Source organism: Rhodococcus sp. NPDC004095, from assembly GCF_053604015.1.
In genome coordinates this window covers 320,571-335,777 of sequence record NZ_JBSGGS010000004.1, presented here as the reverse complement: position 1 = coordinate 335,777, position 15,207 = coordinate 320,571, and the positions used below count along the sequence as shown (strand labels likewise).

Sequence of the window (15,207 nt, the reverse complement as noted above, 5' to 3'; positions counted from 1 at the left end):
GATGACCGCAATCGCGGAGGACCGTCGCGACCAGTTCAAGAAGGACGTGTCCGAATTGAAGTTGAAGACCGAGACCGGCAGCGGTGACGGCAAGGCCCGCATCGTGGGCCTGGTGTTGATGGTGGTCGGCGCGGTGGCGACTTTCATCGTCTACTTCGCGTCGCTGTCCCTGGACGATCTGCGCAACATCGCCTCGTACCAGATCCTCGCGACCGCGCTGCTGGCGCTGACCGTCATCGGTGCCGCCGTCTACCTGGCGGGAGCGGTGGCGCGGGTGCTGCGGCTGTGGCTGCTGCGCCAGCTCTACGAGGCCCAGGCGCAGGCCGACCGCATCACCGAGGCCCTCGGCAAGTAGAGGCACCGCGCGCCCGTGCGTGATCTTCACCCCGACCTGGGTGAAGATCACGCACGGGTGACCGGATCGCGCGGAAGGCGGCGGGCCGCGAAGAGCGCACCCGCCGTGATCAGCGCGGCGAGCGAGAACGCCACCTGCAGCGCCTCGAGACGGGCCTGCGCGTTCACCTCGACCACCGCATTCACCGTGTCCGCCGGGATGCCGGCCTCGTCGAGGGCCGCAGTCAGCTGGGTGTCGGACAGGAACGGCACCCCGGCGACCAGTTCGGTACTCGCCTGCTGCTGCACCGACGGCGGCACCGCCGGGTTCGACTCGATCCCCGCGACGACCGACGAGCTCAGCGTCGCGATCAGCACCGACCCGATCAGCGCCGTCCCCAGCGAGGCGCCCAGGTTGGTGGCGGTGTTCTGCAGGCCCCCGACCTCCGGGCTCTTCTCGTCCGGCACCGCCGACACCGTCACCGCGCCGAGCTGCGAGGACAGTGCGCCGAGACCGAGGCCCATCAGCAGCATCGGGAACGCGACGACCGCCGCGTTCGCGCCGGGATCCATTCCCGCGGCGAGGATCACGATGCCGACGAGCATCGCGATCAGCCCGAGCCGCACCACCCGCCGCGGGCTCGCTCGCGGCCACACCTTCGGGATGCCCACGGCCGCGACCAGCAGCGCCACCGACAGCGGCAGCAGGCGCACACCCGTGCCCAGTGCGCTCAGCTGAAGCACCACCGACAGGAACAGTGGGACGGCGAAGAACACCCCGGCCTGAATCATGAACTGCGCGAGGAACATCGTGAGCCCACCGTTGAGCTGACGGTTGCGCAGCAGTGTCAGGTCAAGCAGCGGCTGCCCGCCGCGCGCGGCCAGGCGCGACTCCCAGCGCAGGAACAGCTGGATCACCAGGAGTCCGGCGAGGATCAGCCAGAACACCGGCGACAGCCCGAAGAACTCGGGGCCGCCGGGACGCACCCGCACCCACCCCCATTCGCTCGACCTCAGCACACCGAACACCGCCAGGCCCAGGCCCGCAGCGGACAATCCCGACCCGACGAGGTCCAGCTTCACCCGCTGCGGCGGCACGTCGGAGATGCGCCGCAGCACCAGCAGGATCGCCACCACGATCACGACCTCACCCGCGAACACGTACCGCCAGGACGCGAACGTCGTCACGGCGCCGCCGATCAGCGGACCGGCCGCGACGGCCATCGCGCCGGCCGCGGCGATCAGCCCGTACGCGGACGTCCGGCGCTCGGGCGGGAAGTTCGCGGCCACCAGCGCCACGATCGCAGGCATGATCAGCGCCGCACCGATCCCCTCGAGGAGGGACCAGCCGATCAGCAGCACGGCCAGGTTCGGTGCGAGGGCCGTCGTCGACGACCCGAGGCCGTAGATGACCAGCCCGAGTCCGAATGCCCGGCGCCTGCCGAGGATGGTGCCGATCTTGCCGCCGGTGATCATCAGGGTCGCCATCACCAGCGTGTACAGGGTGATCGCCGTCTGGATCCCGGTGATCGTGGTGCCGAGGTCGGCGGCCACCGACGCCATCGACACGTTCATCACCGAACTGTCCAGCGTCATCAGGAACTGGCCGGCACCGAGGACGGTGAGCACCAGTGCGGAGCCGCTCCGGGTGGTGTCGGGTTCTCGGGTACCAGCACTCATGGGGCCGCCTCGCCGTTGTCGCCGTCCGGGCACACCGATTGTGCGCCGCGCGCACCGCGAGCACAGCATCTCCGGCGGGTCGGGCCCGGGAATCACCCCGGGCGGATGAGGCGGGCCGACCGGCGGTTCTGGTGTGATACTCGCGGGGCGACGAACAGGGAGGTCGGCGATGACAGGACCGGAGCACGGTGCACCGCTGACACCGGACGAGCGGGCCGAGCTGGAACGGCTGCGACGTGAGGTCGCGGAACTGCGGGCGGCCCCGCCCGCGCCGCAGCCGGCGGTCGCGGCCGCCCCTCCGACCTCCGGACATCCGGCGCTGCGGTGGACGGCCGCCGGTCTGCTCCTCGTGCTCGTCGCGGTCCTCGGAATCGGTGCGGTGGCGGCTCGGTACGCGCGCAGTCAGATCCTCGACACCGACCGCTACGTACAGACCGTGGCGCCGCTGGCGTCGGACCCCGCGCTGCAGGCGGCACTGACCGACGAGGTCACCGACCAGATCATGACCCGGGTCGACGTCGAGCAGATGACCGCCGACGCGCTCGGCGCACTCACCGAGGTCGCACCGCGCGTGCCGCCGGCCGTGGTCGGCCTCGCCCCGGTGATCGCCGGACAGGCGCAGTCCTTCGTGCACAACACCGTGTCGCGGCTCGTCACGTCCGATCAGTTCGAGACCATGTGGGTCGAGGCAAACCGGCAGGCGCACCAGGAACTGGTTTCGGTTGCCACCGGTGAGAACTCGGGCGCCCTCAAGGTCAACGACAAGGGCGAGGTGAGTATCTCCCTCGCCGCGATGATCAACACCGTCAAGGCCGAGCTCGTGCAGCGCGGATTCGCGTTCGTCGACAAACTGCCCGACGTCGACGCGACCTTCGTGATCTTCCAGTCGGCCGACCTGGTCAAGGCCCAGCGGCTGGTGAACTGGCTCGACAAGGCATCGGCGGTGCTGCCCTGGTTGACCCTCCTGACCGCGCTGCTGGCGATCTGGGCCGCCCCACGCGGCGGGCGGCGGCGGGCGCTCGCACTGGTCGGGGCGGCTCTTGCGATCGGGATGGGGATCCTGGCCGTCGCGATCAGCATCGGACGGTCCGTCTACCTCGGGCAGGTGCCCACCGACGTGCTGCCGCCCGATGCGGCCGGTGTCCTGTTCGACACCCTGGCGCAGCCCCTGCGCACGACCGTGCGGGCGGTGTTCGTCCTGGCCGTGCTGATCGGGATCGTCGGCTACCTGTCCGGATCGTCGCCGTCCGCGACCGCGATCCGGCGGGCGTACAGCCGGTCGATGGACCGGCTGCGTTCCCCGGACACCGAACGGGAGCCGCGAGCCGTCGAGACCTACGCGGCCCGGTTCCGGATGCCACTGCGGATCGCGATCATCGCGATCGCGGTTGCGGCGCTGGTGTTCTGGCGATACCCGTCCGGGATCGTCGTCATCGTGACGATCCTGATCGCGGTCGTCGCGCTGATTGCCGTCGAACTTCTAGCCCGCCCCGCCCTGGCCCGTGCCGGAGCCCCGGCGCCCGCCGCCGCGTCGGAGGCCGAGGCCGCGGCCGTGGCCGGTCCGAGTGAGCCGCCGCAGCCGAGTGAACGGAATCGTTCGGTCGAGTAGATCGAGTGAACGGAGCATTCGGTCTGCCGGGGGCTCGCCGGGATCGGGTCAGCGGGTGTCGCGGCGCAGCGGGTGGTCGGCGGGGACCTGCACCAGCACGATCGACACCCCGTCCGGGTCGGCGATCCACATCTCGTGCAGGCCCCACGGCTCCTGCCTCGGCTCGCGCGCGATCGTGACCCCCGCGGACATCAGCTCCGCCTGCGCGTCCTCGAGATCGCGGACCTGCAACCAGATCGCGCCCTCGAAGGTCGACTCCACGTCGCCGCCGCCGTGCCCGGCCACCTCGATCAGGTTCTGGCCCGCGAAGAACACCGTCCCACCGGGGTACTCGCGGGCGATCGCCAGACCCAGTGCGTCCCGATAGAACGCGAGGGTTGCCGGATAGTCCTTCGGACGCAGGATGATTCGGCTGCTCAGGATCTCCATGTCACTCCTGTTCCGGATCGGCGGGCCGGGACTCGTGGCCCGGACGGCCGTGGGTACGCCGCGCTTCCTTCATCTCGGCCTCGTTCACGTGCCTGCGTCCGCCGAGTACCCGCTCCCGGGCGGCGGCGTCCCACCGCCGGAACGTCGTCCAGTAGCCGTCGTCGAACTCCTCGACCACCTGGAACGTCCACCTCCCCGGAAGCACGTTGCGGCCGAGCAGGTCGGTGTCGATGTCCCCGGCCAACTCCGGATGGCCGGCGGCTCGCAACGCGGCCACGGCCTCGCCGACCTGGTTGTCCGCGTGCCCGATCAGCTGGTGGAAGGTGTACAGCTGGCCGCGTGCTCGTTCGACCGTCTCGAGGGCCTCGGACAGCTTCCCCACGGCGGCGACCTCGGCGTCGGTGACGCCGTCCGGTCGGGTGTGCCTGCTCTCGGGGCGCTCTCTCGGGTCGTCCGGTGCGACGGCTTCGGTCATGGGGTCAGTCTGCCCGAGTTTCGCCCGGTGTGCGGCGTCCCGTCGTCCGGTGAACCGTTGAAGGAAGGGCACGTGTTTCGTCTGCCGGGTGACCGTCGCGGCCGCGACGCGACCGGACTTGAGCTGTGGCCCCCGTCACTGTAGAAAGAAATTGATTTCAGTTCGGGAACGGGAGGCGGACACCGTGACGGTTGTCGACATCGGACAGTGGCAGGCGGACGCTCCCCGCGACCGAACATCCGCGGCGGCGCGGGAGGGCAGGCGGGAATCGATGCTCGAGCGGATGACGCGGATCATCGACGCCTTCGACGACCCGAACGAGGGGCTCGGCCTCGAGGACGTCACCACCCGCACCGGACTGCCGCGCTCCACCGTGCACCGGATCATGGTCGAACTCCTCGACCTCGGTTGGATCGGCCGCGACGGCCGCGAGTACCGGCTCGGTGCGCGTGCACTCGGCGCCGTCGGCCCGCAGGCGACCCACGCCCGAATCCGCATGGCAGCGGGCAACATCGTGCAGGAGCTGTACCTGCGTACCGGGCTCGTCGTCCACCTCGGGGTGCTCGAGGGCGGTCGAGAACACTTCCTCGACAAGGTCGGCGGCCCGTTCGCGCTCGCGATCCGCAGCCGCGTCGGGTCGTCGCTGGCCGCACACCGCGGCACCGGCGGCCGTGCCATGCTCGCCACCCTGGCACCGGAAAAGGTCGACCGCCTGGTGCGCGCCGAGATCGATGCGGGGGAGCGGCTCGACGGCTGGACGTTGTCGAGTCTGCACCGGGAACTGAACAGGATTCGCGGCGCGGCGGGTATCGCCGTGCAGCGCAGCGAAACGAATTCCGGGATCGCCGACGGCGGCATCGCGTCGGTCGCGTCCGCGGTGCGGGCCGGCGACGGGACCGTCGTTTCGCTCTGCGCGGCCGGTCAGGCCCACAAGGTCCGCCTCGACCAGGTGGCACCGCTCGTCAAGGACGCGACGAACCGGCTCGCGGTCGCACTGTGACGGCGTGCGGCCCGGACACCGAAAGCGTCCGGGCCGCACCGTCATCCGCGCGAGTCGATCAGAAGTACCACGGGTACGGCGACCAGTCGGGGTCGCGCTTCTCCAGGAACGAGTCGCGGCCCTCGACCGCCTCGTCGGTCATGTACGCCATGCGGGTGGCCTCGCCGGCGAACAGCTGCTGGCCGACCAGGCCGTCGTCCTGCAGGTTGAACGCGTACTTGAGCATCCGCTGCGCCTGTGGGGACTTGCCGTTGATCTTCGCCGCCCACTCCAGCGCGACGTCCTCGAGCTCGGCATGGTCGACGACCCTGTTCACCGCGCCCATGTGGTGCATGTCCTCGGCGGTGTAGGTGTCGCCGAGGAAGAAGATCTCGCGAGCGAACTTCTGGCCCACCATCTTCGCCAGGTACGCGCTGCCGTAGCCGCCGTCGAAGCTGCCCACGTCGGCGTCGGTCTGCTTGAAGCGGGCGTGCTCGCGGGAGGCCAGGGTCAGGTCACAGGTGACGTGCAGGCTGTGCCCGCCGCCTGCCGCCCAGCCGTTCACCAGCGCGATGACCACCTTCGGCATGAACCGGATCAGACGCTGCACCTCGAGGATGTGCAGCCGGCCCGCGCGCGCCTTGTCGACGGTGTCCGCCGTCTCGCCCGCGCGGCCGGTGGTCGCATCCACCGCCGTGTACTGGTAGCCGCTGCGGCCGCGGATCCGCTGGTCGCCGCCCGAGCAGAACGCCCAGCCGCCGTCCTTCGGGCTCGGGCCGTTGCCGGTCAGCAGCACGCAGCCGACGTCCGAGGTCATCCGCGCATGGTCGAGGGCCTGGTAGAGCTCGTCGACGGTGTGCGGGCGGAACGCGTTGCGCACCTCCGGCCGGTCGAACGCGACGCGGACGGTGCCCTGCGTGACGTGCCGGTGATAGGTGATGTCGGTGAGGTTCTCGAACCCGGGGACGGGACGCCACAGCTGCGGATTGAAGGTCACGGAGAGCAAGGATAGGCCGAGGGCGAGTCGTCGCCTGCGCGGCGGCGTTGGCGCCGCCTGCGCGACCGCACCCGAGTGGGGGATTACCGTGCACGTCATGAGCGAGAAGGCCGAGCGTGACGGCGACTACGAGCATCACGGCGGATTCCCGGTGTACGCGGCCGACGCCGACAACGGCGGCCCGCACTTCGGTCGGCTCGTCGAGGCGCTGCGCACCGTGCAGGACCTGGCCGTGTCCACCGCGCCGCCGCAGGACGTGATCGAGCAGGCCGCCGAGCAGGCGGAGGCCCTCGCCGCGCTCCTGGCCCCGCATCGGGCACCGGAGGGGCACTACCCCGCCGGCCGGTCGGTCGGACTGCCCGGCCGCGGCAGCCTGCTGATGCTGCCGTGGACGATCGAGAAGTTCGACACCACCGGCGTGCGCTCGACCGGGGTGTTCCGGCGCTACCACATGGGAGGCAACGGCGCCGCGCACGGCGGGGTGCTGCCGCTGCTGTTCGACGACCTGTTCGGCATGGTCACCCACGCCTACGGGCGCCCGATCAGCCGCACCGGCTACCTGCACGTGAACTACCGCAAGATCACCCCGTTGGAGACCCCACTGGTCGTCGAGGGCGTCGTCGACCGGGTGGAGGGCCGCAAGACCTTCGTCACCGCTCGGCTCACCGAACCCGACGGCACGCTGCTCGCCGACGCCGAGGCGCTGATGATCGTGCTCCTGCCCGGGCAGCCCTGAGCCCCGTGTCCACGTTCGACAGCCCGAAGGCGGTGCTCCCGGAGCACCGCCAGTACGGGCACCGGATCCGGTTCGACTGGGGCCGGGAGGGGGCGGCCGCCGTCGCCGACGGCTGCGAGGTCGCGGTCGTGGTCGACGTGCTGTCGTTCACCACGACCCTGACCGTCGCGCTCGACGCCGGCGCCGCCGTCTACCCGTACCCGTGGGACCCGGCCGGCGCCGCCTCCTACGCGGCCGAGCGGGACGCGGTGGTCGCGGTCGGCCGTTCCGTCGCCGGGCCGGGACAGCCCAGCCTGTCGCCGCTGTCTCTGCGTGCCGGCGCCGTGCCGCGGCGACTGGTGCTGCCGTCGCCGAACGGTTCGGCGCTGGCCTTCGCCCTCGCCGACACCGATACCGCGGTCGGTGCCTCGCCGCTCGTCGTCGGGGCGTGCCTGCGCAACGCGTCCGTCGTCGCCCGCTGGATCGCCGGCCGCGGCGCCGGATCCGTCGCGGTGCTCGCCGCGGGGGAGCGGTGGCCCGACGGCACGTTGCGCCCGGCCGTCGAGGACCTGTGGGGCGCCGGGGCCGTCCTGCGGGCGCTGGCCGACCTCGGCGGTCACGGAATGTCCCCCGAAGCGCTCGCGGCCGCAGCGGCTTTCGTGGACGCGCGCCCGTCGATCGGCGCGCTGCTCGACGACTGTGCGAGCGGCCGGGAGCTGACGGCGAAGGGCTTTGCCGGGGACGTGGGCGTCGCCGCCGAGATCGACACCAGTGGCGTGGTGCCGCTGCTGCGTGACGCCGCGTTCGTCGACGCCTCGACCGAAGGAGCTGCCCGGTGACCGACCGAACCCCCGCCGAGGCTTCGCCCGAGCAGAACCGAACCCCCGCCGAGGCTTCGCCCGAGCAGAACCGAACCCCCGCCGAGGCTTCGCCCGAGCAGATCCGCCCCACCCTCGACGAACTTCGCTCCACCGCCAGGGTGGTCGCCCTGCCGATGCGGGTTCGTTTCCGCGGCATCACCGTGCGGGAGGTGCTGCTCGTGCGCGGACCCGCCGGGTGGGGCGAGTTCGCGCCCTTCCCCGAGTACGACGACGCCGAGTCCGCCGCCTGGCTGCGCTCGGCGATCGAGAGCGCGTGGGTCGGGCCGCCGCCGCCGCGCCGCGCGTCGATCGAGGTCAACGCGACCGTGCCCGCCGTCCCCGCCGAGCAGGTCCCACAGATCCTCGCCCGGTTCCCCGGTGCCCGCACCGCGAAGGTGAAGGTCGCGGAACGGGGCCAGACCCTCGCCGATGACGTCGCCCGCGTCGCCGTGGTCCGCGAGCACGTCGACCACGTCCGCGTCGACGCCAACGGCGGCTGGACCGTCGACGAGGCGATGGCGGCGTTGTCGGCACTGACCGACGGCGGCGCCCTGCAGTACGCCGAACAGCCCTGCGCCACCGTGCCCGAACTCGTCGAGCTGCGCCGGCGTCTCGCCGAGCGGGGACTCCGCGTCCCGATCGCCGCGGACGAGAGCATCCGCCGCGCGGACGACCCCCTGCGCGTCGTCCGTGCCGGTGCCGCCGACGTCGCGGTCGTGAAGGTGGCGCCGCTAGGGGGGGCCCGGGCCCTGCTGGGACTGGCGGACGAACTGGCCGTGTACGGCGCGCGCGTGGTGGTCTCCAGCGCCCTCGATTCCGCCGTGGGGATCGCAACCGGGCTGGCCGCCGCGGCGGCGCTGCCGTCCCTGGACCTCGCGTGCGGGCTGGGCACCGGTGGCCTCTTCGAGGCCGACGTCGCTCCGCCGCTCCGGTTGTCCGGCGGAGAACTCGCGGTCGCCGCCGTGACGCCGGACGAGGATCGACTCGCCGCACTGGCCGCATCGTCCGAGCGCACGGCGTGGTGGTTGGATCGGATGGCCCGCTGTCACGCGCTGCTGTGAGTGCGCTGGGAGATTGCTGTCCGGTTCGACCGGCTCCGTGATTCTCGTGGCTGCTGTGGTCTGGGTGACTGGAGTTGATGGTGGGGTCGGGTCGTCGTATAGGGTCGGCGCTCTACATTCACGCACTATCGGAGGCATTGAAAGTGGTTGCAGCACTGAACGAAACCCTGCTCGACCCGGCGCGGCTGCCCGCAGTCGTCGCGGACGTGCAGGAGCTCATCGACGCCGAGGTTTCGGACAAGTCCGGCGCCTCGGGTCTGGCCCTCAAGACCGGCTACGGCGCCGTCAAGAAGGTCGGCCCGTCGATCGTTCCGGACGCGGTCGAGGGTCTGCTGCCGAGCTTCGTCTCCCGCCTCGAGCCGTTCTGGCAGGACTACGGTTCCGCCGGTGGAGCGGGCTTCGGTGACTTCCTCACCGCCCGCGGCGACGAGGTCGCGGACGCCCTGCTCGGGGTGACCGACGAGAAGATCGAGGGCACCAGCAAGGGCGCGGTCAAGAAGGTCTACTCGACCCTGCGTCCGTCCGCGAAGAAGAACGTCGTCGAGGCCCTGCCCCGGCTCGGCGCGCTCGTCCAGAAGCACGCCGGCTAGGCAGCTTCGCTGCCTGTGCGCGTTTTTGGTGGCCGGAGTCACCAAAAGCGCGCACAGGCGCGCAGCGCGTTTGCGGCGTCTGACACCCTGGAACCGTGAATCCGTCCACCGCCCAGGCCACCGCAGTCGTCGACGAACTGATCCGCGGTGGGGTTCGTGACGTCGTGCTGTGCCCGGGTTCGCGCAACGCGCCCCTTGCCTTCGCGCTGCAGGCCGCCGACGCCGCCGGACGGATCCGACTGCACCTGCGGATCGACGAGCGCACCGCCGGCTTCCTCGCTCTCGGACTCTCGGTCGGCTCCGGTCTTCCGGTGCCGATCGTGATGACCTCGGGCACCGCTGTCGCCAATCTCGGGCCTGCCGTGCTGGAGGCCAATTACGCCAGGGTGCCGCTCGTCGTGCTCTCCGCGAACCGGCCGTACGAAATGCTCGGCACCGGCGCCAACCAGACCGTCGAACAACTCGGGCTTTTCGGCTCCCAGGTGCGGGCCACGATCAGTCTCGGTCTCGCCGAGGCCACCGGCGAGGGGCTCCGCGCGGGAGGCGATGGGTCGTTCCGCGGGCTCCGTTCGGGGGCCGACCAGAACAGCCAGTGGCGCAGCGCGGTGTGCCGGGTACTCGCCGCCGCCCGCGGCACCCGCTCCGGCAACGCCGGACCCGTGCACTTCGACATCCCGCTTCGCGAGCCGCTGGTGCCCGACGTACATCCGCAGGGGCCGGTCCCGGAGGGCAGGCCCGACGGTGCCGCCTGGACCACGACGGCGCACGCCACCCTCGACGTGCCGCTCGAGATCGACCTCACACCGGACACGGTGGTGATCTCCGGCCACGGCTCGGCGCACCGCCCCGAACTCGCCGGGCTGCCGACGGTCGCCGAGCCGACCGCACCCATGCACGGGCTGCCGGTGCACCCCCTTGCGCTCTCGCAACTGAACCCGCGACAGGCGATCATCACAGGCAGGCCCACCCTGCACCGCCCGGTGTCGAAGCTGCTCGCCGACCCGCGGGTGTCGGTGTTCGCGCTGACCACCGGGCCGCGCTGGCCCGACGTCTCCGGCAACGTCCTGGCCACCGGCACCCGGGCCATCGTGAGCGGGGCGCCCGCGCAGTCGTGGCTGGATCGTTGCCGGCACCTGACCGAACACGCGGACAAGGCCGTTCGTCAACAACTGTCCGCGCACCCGCGGGCCACCGGACTGCACGTCGCCGCGGTCGTCACCGACGCCCTCAGCGGAGGATCGGCCGCCTCCGGCAGCGCCGGCGACCAGTTGCTCCTCGGCGCGTCCAACCCGGTCCGGGACGCCGCCCTCGTCTGCTACCCGCGACCCGGCGTCAAGGTGTTGTCGAACCGCGGCGTCGCCGGCATCGACGGCACCGTCTCGACCGCGGTCGGTGCGGCACTGGCCGCCGACGCCGCCGGCGGTGGCCGGACAATCGCACTGATGGGCGACCTGACCTTCCTGCACGATGCGTCCGGGCTGCTGATCGGCACCGGGGAACCGCGGCCGACGGACCTGACCATCGTCGTCGCCAACGACGACGGCGGCGGGATCTTCGAACTGCTCGAGCAGGGTGACCCGCAGTACGCGGGCGTCTTCGAGCGGATCTTCGGCACCCCGCACGGCATGGACCTGTCCGCACTGTGCGCCGCCTATCGGATCGAACATCACGCCGTGACCTGCGACCAGCTCGCCACCGAGTTGACGCAGCCGTTCGGCCGCGGCATCCGGGTCCTCGAGGTCGCCACCGACCGGTCCGGTCTGCGTGACCTGCACGCAGCCGTCCGGGCCCAGCTGTGACCGCCACGAGCGCGCGACGCGTCACCCGCGGGGTGCTGGTGGCCGCCGTCGCCATCTCGGTGCTCGCGGTGCTGCTGGTGCTCGCGGCCTGGCGCAACGACCACACCATCGACTCGGACAAGGGTGTCGCGACGGCGGAGGTGCTCTCCGCGGGCGCCCTGCGTTCGGCGGTCAGCTTCGTCACCCCGGACGGCGTGACGCACACACCGCGGCTGGGCGTGCTGTACCCGACCAACCTGACCGCCGGCCAGCGCATCGACGTCGAGTACGCGCGCTCGGATCCCGACCTGGTGCGGGTGTCGGGCCGCGACGTGCGGGTCGCGTTGCTGCCCGCCGGGTCCGTGATCGTGGTGACGTGGCTGGTCGCGGCGCCGATCCTGTGGTTGGTCCGGCGGCGGACGGCGTGACCCGGCGCGCCTGTACGGTTGGCGGTGTGGCAGCAACGAAAGGCTCGCGGGCCTCGCTCGAGAAGCAACCGCACGAGGTCGCGTCGATGTTCGACGGGGTCGCGAAGCGCTACGACCTGACCAACACCGTCCTGTCGTTCGGGCAGGACCGGCAGTGGCGGAAGGCGACCCGTGCCGCGCTCGACCTGAAGCCGGGGGAGCGGGTGCTCGACCTGGCGGCAGGCACCGGCGTGTCGACCGTGGAACTGGGCCGATCCGGCGCCTGGGTGGTGGCCACCGACTTCTCCAAGGGCATGCTCCACGCCGGGGCGTCCCGGCGGGTGCCGATGGTCGCCGGCGACGCGATGGCGCTGCCGTACGCGGATGCCGTCTTCGACGCGGCGACCATCTCGTTCGGCCTGCGCAACGTGTCCGATTTCGAGGCCGGGTTGCGGGAGATCGCCCGCGTGACCAAGCCCGGTGGCCGGCTGGTGGTCAGCGAATTCTCCACCCCGACCTTCGGTCCGTTCCGTACCGTCTACATGAACTACCTGATGCGGGCGCTGCCCCAGGTGGCGCGGGCCGTCAGTTCCAACCCGGACGCCTACGTCTACCTGGCCGAATCGATCCGGGCGTGGCCGCGGCAGGACGAGTTGGCGCGAACGATTGAGGCGGCGGGCTGGCGGGACGTACAGTGGCGCAACCTGACCGGTGGGATCGTGGCACTGCACCGAGCCCGCCGGTAACTCTCGGAGCGTTGTCGGGGCGCCCCGAGACTAGGACGGGAGTGACGCGGTTATGAACCAGTTCGGCGGTCGCGGTGCACAGGGCAACCTGCCCCAGGAGCTGACGAGTTTCGTCGGTCGGCGGCGCGAACTCACCGACGCCAAGCGGCTGCTCTCGACATCTCGCCTGGTCACGCTCACCGGCATCGGCGGCGTCGGGAAGACCCGCCTCGCGCTGCGGGTCGCCGAGGACTCCCGCCGCGCGTTCCCCGACGGCGTGTGGCTCGTCGAACTCGGCGAACTGCACGACCCCGACCTGGTCGCGGACACCGTCGCCAGCGGACTCGGGCTGCGGGAGCAGCCCCTGTACCCGCCGCTGGCGCTGCTCTCCGACCACCTCGTGTCCCGCAACCTGCTGCTGGTCCTCGACAACTGCGAGCACCTGATCGACTCGATCGCCGCGCTCGCCGAGGCCCTGCTGCGGACGTGTCCCGACCTGCGGATCCTGGCGACCAGCCGGGAACCCCTCGCGATCGGGGGCGAGGCGGTGCTCCGGGTGCCGTCGCTGACGGTGCCGGATCCGCAGCGATCCACCCAGTTGGAGGGACTGCCGCAGTACGAGGCGGTCTCCCTGTTCGTGGAACGCGCCGCCGCCGCGGTCCCGGGTTTCGCGCTGACCGACGAGAACCGGGTCGCGGTCGCCCAGATCTGCCAGCAGCTCGACGGACTGCCGCTGGCGATCGAGCTCGCCGCGGTCCGGCTGCGCGCGATGTCCGCCGAGCAGATCCTGCACCGGCTCACCGACCGTTACCAGCTGCTCACGAAGGGCAGCCGTGGCGCCCCGACCCGTCAGCAGTCGCTCCGAATGAGCATCGACTGGAGCCACGAGCTGTGCACCGAGACCGAACAGGTGATGTGGCGGCGGCTGTCGGTGTTCGCGGGCAGCTTCGAGCTCGACGCCGCCGAGGGCGTGTGCGGGGAAGACGGGGCCGATCTCGTCCCGCTCGACGGGGTCGCGTCGCTGGTGGACAAGTCGATCCTGATCCGAGACGAGGTCGGGGCAGGTGTCCGGTACCGGATGCTCGAGACGCTGCGCGAGTACGGCCGGGAGAAACTGCGCGAGGCCGGCGAGTTCACCGCGATGCAGCGCAGACACCGCGACTGGTACGAGTCGATGACGGCCGCCGCCGAGTCCGACTGGATCGGCCCGCGGCAGGTCGACTGGATCCGCCGCCTCGAGCGCGAACAGCCCAACCTCCGCGAGGCGATCACCTTCGGCGTCACCGAGCCGGGAGAGGTGGACGGCGCGCTGCGGATCTGCACCGCCCTCTATCCGTATTGGCTGTGCCGCGGTATGTCCGGTGAGGGTAGGCACTGGCTCGATCGTGCGCTCGACCGCGATCCCGACACCCCGAGCTTCGACCGGATCAAGGCGCTGTACGTGAACAGCGTGCTCGCCGGCACGCAGGGCGACCTGGTCCCGGCCGCCGAGCTGGTGGCGCGGGCACAGCGGCTGGCCGCCGAGCTGGGAGATCCCGAGGCCGACCTGCTGACCAACCTGGCGGTCGCGTCGGAGGCGCTGTTCGCGGGCCGGTTGACCGAATCCATCGCCCCGTTCGAGTCGGTCATCGTCCGGTTCCGGGCCTCGGGGGACCTGCTGAGGCTGACCACGTCGCTGGTCGGTGTGGCGGTCGCCACCGCGGTCACCGGAGACGAGGACCGGGCGATCGCGGCCCACGAGGAAGTGCTCGACATCACCACCGAACACGGCGAGTCCGCGATCCGCGAGTACTCGCTGCTGGCGCTCGCGCTGAGCCGGTGGATCGACGACCCCGACAGCGCGAGCGACCTGCTCGAACAGGGCCTGCGCCTGGGACGGGTCGTCGACGACCCACTCGGATGCAGCTCGTGCATCGAGGTGCTCTCGTGGATCGCCGCCGCCGGCGGACGGTATCGGCGGTCGGCGGTCCTCATGGGTGCCGCGCAGGCCCGCTCGCAGGCCGTGGGCAGTCCCACCGTGCTGCTGCCGAACGTGCTGGTCTACCACGAGGAGGCGGAGAAGCGCGCCCGTGACGCACTCGCCGAATCGGTGTTCGAGTCGGCGTGGCGGCAGGGTCGAAACATGACGTGCGACGAGGTACTGGGGTACGTGCTCGGTGTGCAGCAGGCCACCGCGACACCGGAACCGGAATCCGTCACCCTGACCCGGCGCGAGAAGCAGGTCGCCGAGCTCGTCGCACAGGGACTGACGAACAAGGCGATCGCCTCGAAGCTGGTGATCTCGCAGCGCACCGCGCAGGGCCACGTCGAGCACGTGCTCGCGAAGCTCGGGTTCAACTCGCGCACACAGATCGCTGCCTGGTACGTGGAGCAGCAGGCTCATCGGGCCGCGTCGGCGAGCAACGCCGGCGCCGAGCAGTGACCTGGGGTTTCGCCTGATTTCAGGTACCCGAATACGGAAAAACAGGTACCCATCCCCGTCATTCCACCGTCGTGCGATCCGCGCAATCACGGCACTGTGATGAACGTCTCAACTACCCGAGTCGTTCTGCGACAGTGCCGCGAAGTC

General features: G+C 71.2%; 15 protein-coding genes. 11 read left to right on the top strand and 4 right to left on the bottom strand.

What is annotated here, in order from left to right:
- The first annotated feature begins 1 nt into the window (after position 1).
- Positions 2-355 carry a hypothetical protein gene (locus ACWEPG_RS09870; protein ID WP_450114403.1) on the top strand — a complete coding sequence of 118 codons (354 nt, stop codon included), beginning with the start codon at positions 2-4 and terminating at the stop codon, positions 353-355.
- A gap of 47 nt (positions 356-402) precedes the next feature.
- Here ACWEPG_RS09870 and ACWEPG_RS09865 read toward each other — a convergent pair whose 3' ends face one another.
- Entirely contained in the window at positions 403-2,013 is a 1,611-nt protein-coding gene (locus tag ACWEPG_RS09865; protein WP_452594328.1) for an MFS transporter, read from the bottom strand.
- A 169-nt stretch (positions 2,014-2,182) separates the two neighbouring features.
- Between ACWEPG_RS09865 and ACWEPG_RS09860 the strand changes: the two genes are divergently transcribed.
- Positions 2,183-3,622, top strand: coding sequence for a hypothetical protein (locus tag ACWEPG_RS09860; RefSeq protein ID WP_450114405.1), 1,440 nt, complete (start codon positions 2,183-2,185; stop codon positions 3,620-3,622).
- 48 nt (positions 3,623-3,670) lie between these two features.
- On the opposite strand, the gene ACWEPG_RS09855 is transcribed toward ACWEPG_RS09860, so the two are convergent.
- Together ACWEPG_RS09855 and ACWEPG_RS09850 are read right to left on the bottom strand one after the other, a co-directional pair.
- Positions 3,671-4,051 (bottom strand): VOC family protein, encoded by a 381-nt coding sequence (locus ACWEPG_RS09855; protein WP_450114406.1) that lies wholly within the window; start codon positions 4,049-4,051, stop codon positions 3,671-3,673.
- A 1-nt stretch (position 4,052) separates the two neighbouring features.
- A complete protein-coding gene (locus ACWEPG_RS09850; RefSeq protein WP_450114407.1) occupies positions 4,053-4,526 on the bottom strand; it encodes a hypothetical protein in 474 nt (157 codons plus the stop codon).
- A 184-nt stretch (positions 4,527-4,710) separates the two neighbouring features.
- Between ACWEPG_RS09850 and ACWEPG_RS09845 the strand changes: the two genes are divergently transcribed.
- Positions 4,711-5,526, top strand: a complete 816-nt coding sequence (locus tag ACWEPG_RS09845) for an IclR family transcriptional regulator (protein WP_452594327.1) — start codon at positions 4,711-4,713, stop codon at positions 5,524-5,526.
- Between the two features lie 58 nt (positions 5,527-5,584).
- On the opposite strand, the gene ACWEPG_RS09840 is transcribed toward ACWEPG_RS09845, so the two are convergent.
- Positions 5,585-6,502 carry a 1,4-dihydroxy-2-naphthoyl-CoA synthase gene (locus tag ACWEPG_RS09840; protein ID WP_450114409.1) on the bottom strand — a complete coding sequence of 306 codons (918 nt, stop codon included), beginning with the start codon at positions 6,500-6,502 and terminating at the stop codon, positions 5,585-5,587.
- A 97-nt stretch (positions 6,503-6,599) separates the two neighbouring features.
- On the opposite strand from ACWEPG_RS09840, the gene ACWEPG_RS09835 reads away from it, so the two are divergent.
- The 8 genes from ACWEPG_RS09835 (at position 6,600) to ACWEPG_RS09800 (ending at position 15,060) form a co-directional block, all read left to right on the top strand.
- Entirely contained in the window at positions 6,600-7,238 is a 639-nt protein-coding gene (locus ACWEPG_RS09835) for a PaaI family thioesterase (RefSeq protein WP_450114410.1), read from the top strand.
- Positions 7,239-7,270: 32 nt separating this feature from the next.
- Entirely contained in the window at positions 7,271-8,056 is a 786-nt protein-coding gene (locus ACWEPG_RS09830) for a 2-phosphosulfolactate phosphatase (protein WP_450114500.1), read from the top strand.
- Between the two features lie 101 nt (positions 8,057-8,157).
- A complete protein-coding gene (locus ACWEPG_RS09825) occupies positions 8,158-9,138 on the top strand; it encodes an o-succinylbenzoate synthase (RefSeq protein WP_452594367.1) in 981 nt (326 codons plus the stop codon).
- A 143-nt stretch (positions 9,139-9,281) separates the two neighbouring features.
- Positions 9,282-9,728 (top strand): DUF6918 family protein, encoded by a 447-nt coding sequence (locus ACWEPG_RS09820; protein WP_450114411.1) that lies wholly within the window; start codon positions 9,282-9,284, stop codon positions 9,726-9,728.
- A gap of 95 nt (positions 9,729-9,823) precedes the next feature.
- Entirely contained in the window at positions 9,824-11,527 is a 1,704-nt protein-coding gene (gene menD, locus ACWEPG_RS09815; RefSeq protein ID WP_452594326.1) for a 2-succinyl-5-enolpyruvyl-6-hydroxy-3-cyclohexene-1-carboxylate synthase, read from the top strand.
- Entirely contained in the window at positions 11,524-11,934 is a 411-nt protein-coding gene (locus tag ACWEPG_RS09810; RefSeq protein ID WP_452594325.1) for a DUF3592 domain-containing protein, read from the top strand. Before menD ends, ACWEPG_RS09810 begins: the two co-directional genes overlap by 4 nt.
- A gap of 26 nt (positions 11,935-11,960) precedes the next feature.
- On the top strand, positions 11,961-12,659 hold the full coding sequence (locus ACWEPG_RS09805; protein ID WP_450135920.1) for a demethylmenaquinone methyltransferase: 699 nt from the start codon (positions 11,961-11,963) through the stop codon (positions 12,657-12,659).
- Between the two features lie 52 nt (positions 12,660-12,711).
- Positions 12,712-15,060, top strand: a complete 2,349-nt coding sequence (locus ACWEPG_RS09800; RefSeq protein ID WP_450114415.1) for an ATP-binding protein — start codon at positions 12,712-12,714, stop codon at positions 15,058-15,060.
- Positions 15,061-15,207 lie beyond the last annotated feature (147 nt).

Excerpts from the sequence above, each read along its gene's own strand:
- ACWEPG_RS09855 (WP_450114406.1), bottom strand. The coding sequence starts at position 4,051 with ATGGAGATCCTGAGCAGCCGAATCATCCTGCGTCCGAAGGACTATCCG.
- ACWEPG_RS09850 (WP_450114407.1), bottom strand. The coding sequence starts at position 4,526 with ATGACCGAAGCCGTCGCACCGGACGACCCGAGAGAGCGCCCCGAGAGC.
- ACWEPG_RS09800 (WP_450114415.1), top strand. The coding sequence starts at position 12,712 with ATGAACCAGTTCGGCGGTCGCGGTGCACAGGGCAACCTGCCCCAGGAG.
- ACWEPG_RS09835 (WP_450114410.1), top strand. The coding sequence starts at position 6,600 with ATGAGCGAGAAGGCCGAGCGTGACGGCGACTACGAGCATCACGGCGGA.
- ACWEPG_RS09865 (WP_452594328.1), bottom strand. The coding sequence starts at position 2,013 with ATGAGTGCTGGTACCCGAGAACCCGACACCACCCGGAGCGGCTCCGCA.
- ACWEPG_RS09860 (WP_450114405.1), top strand. The coding sequence starts at position 2,183 with ATGACAGGACCGGAGCACGGTGCACCGCTGACACCGGACGAGCGGGCC.
- ACWEPG_RS09870 (WP_450114403.1), top strand. The coding sequence starts at position 2 with ATGACCGCAATCGCGGAGGACCGTCGCGACCAGTTCAAGAAGGACGTG.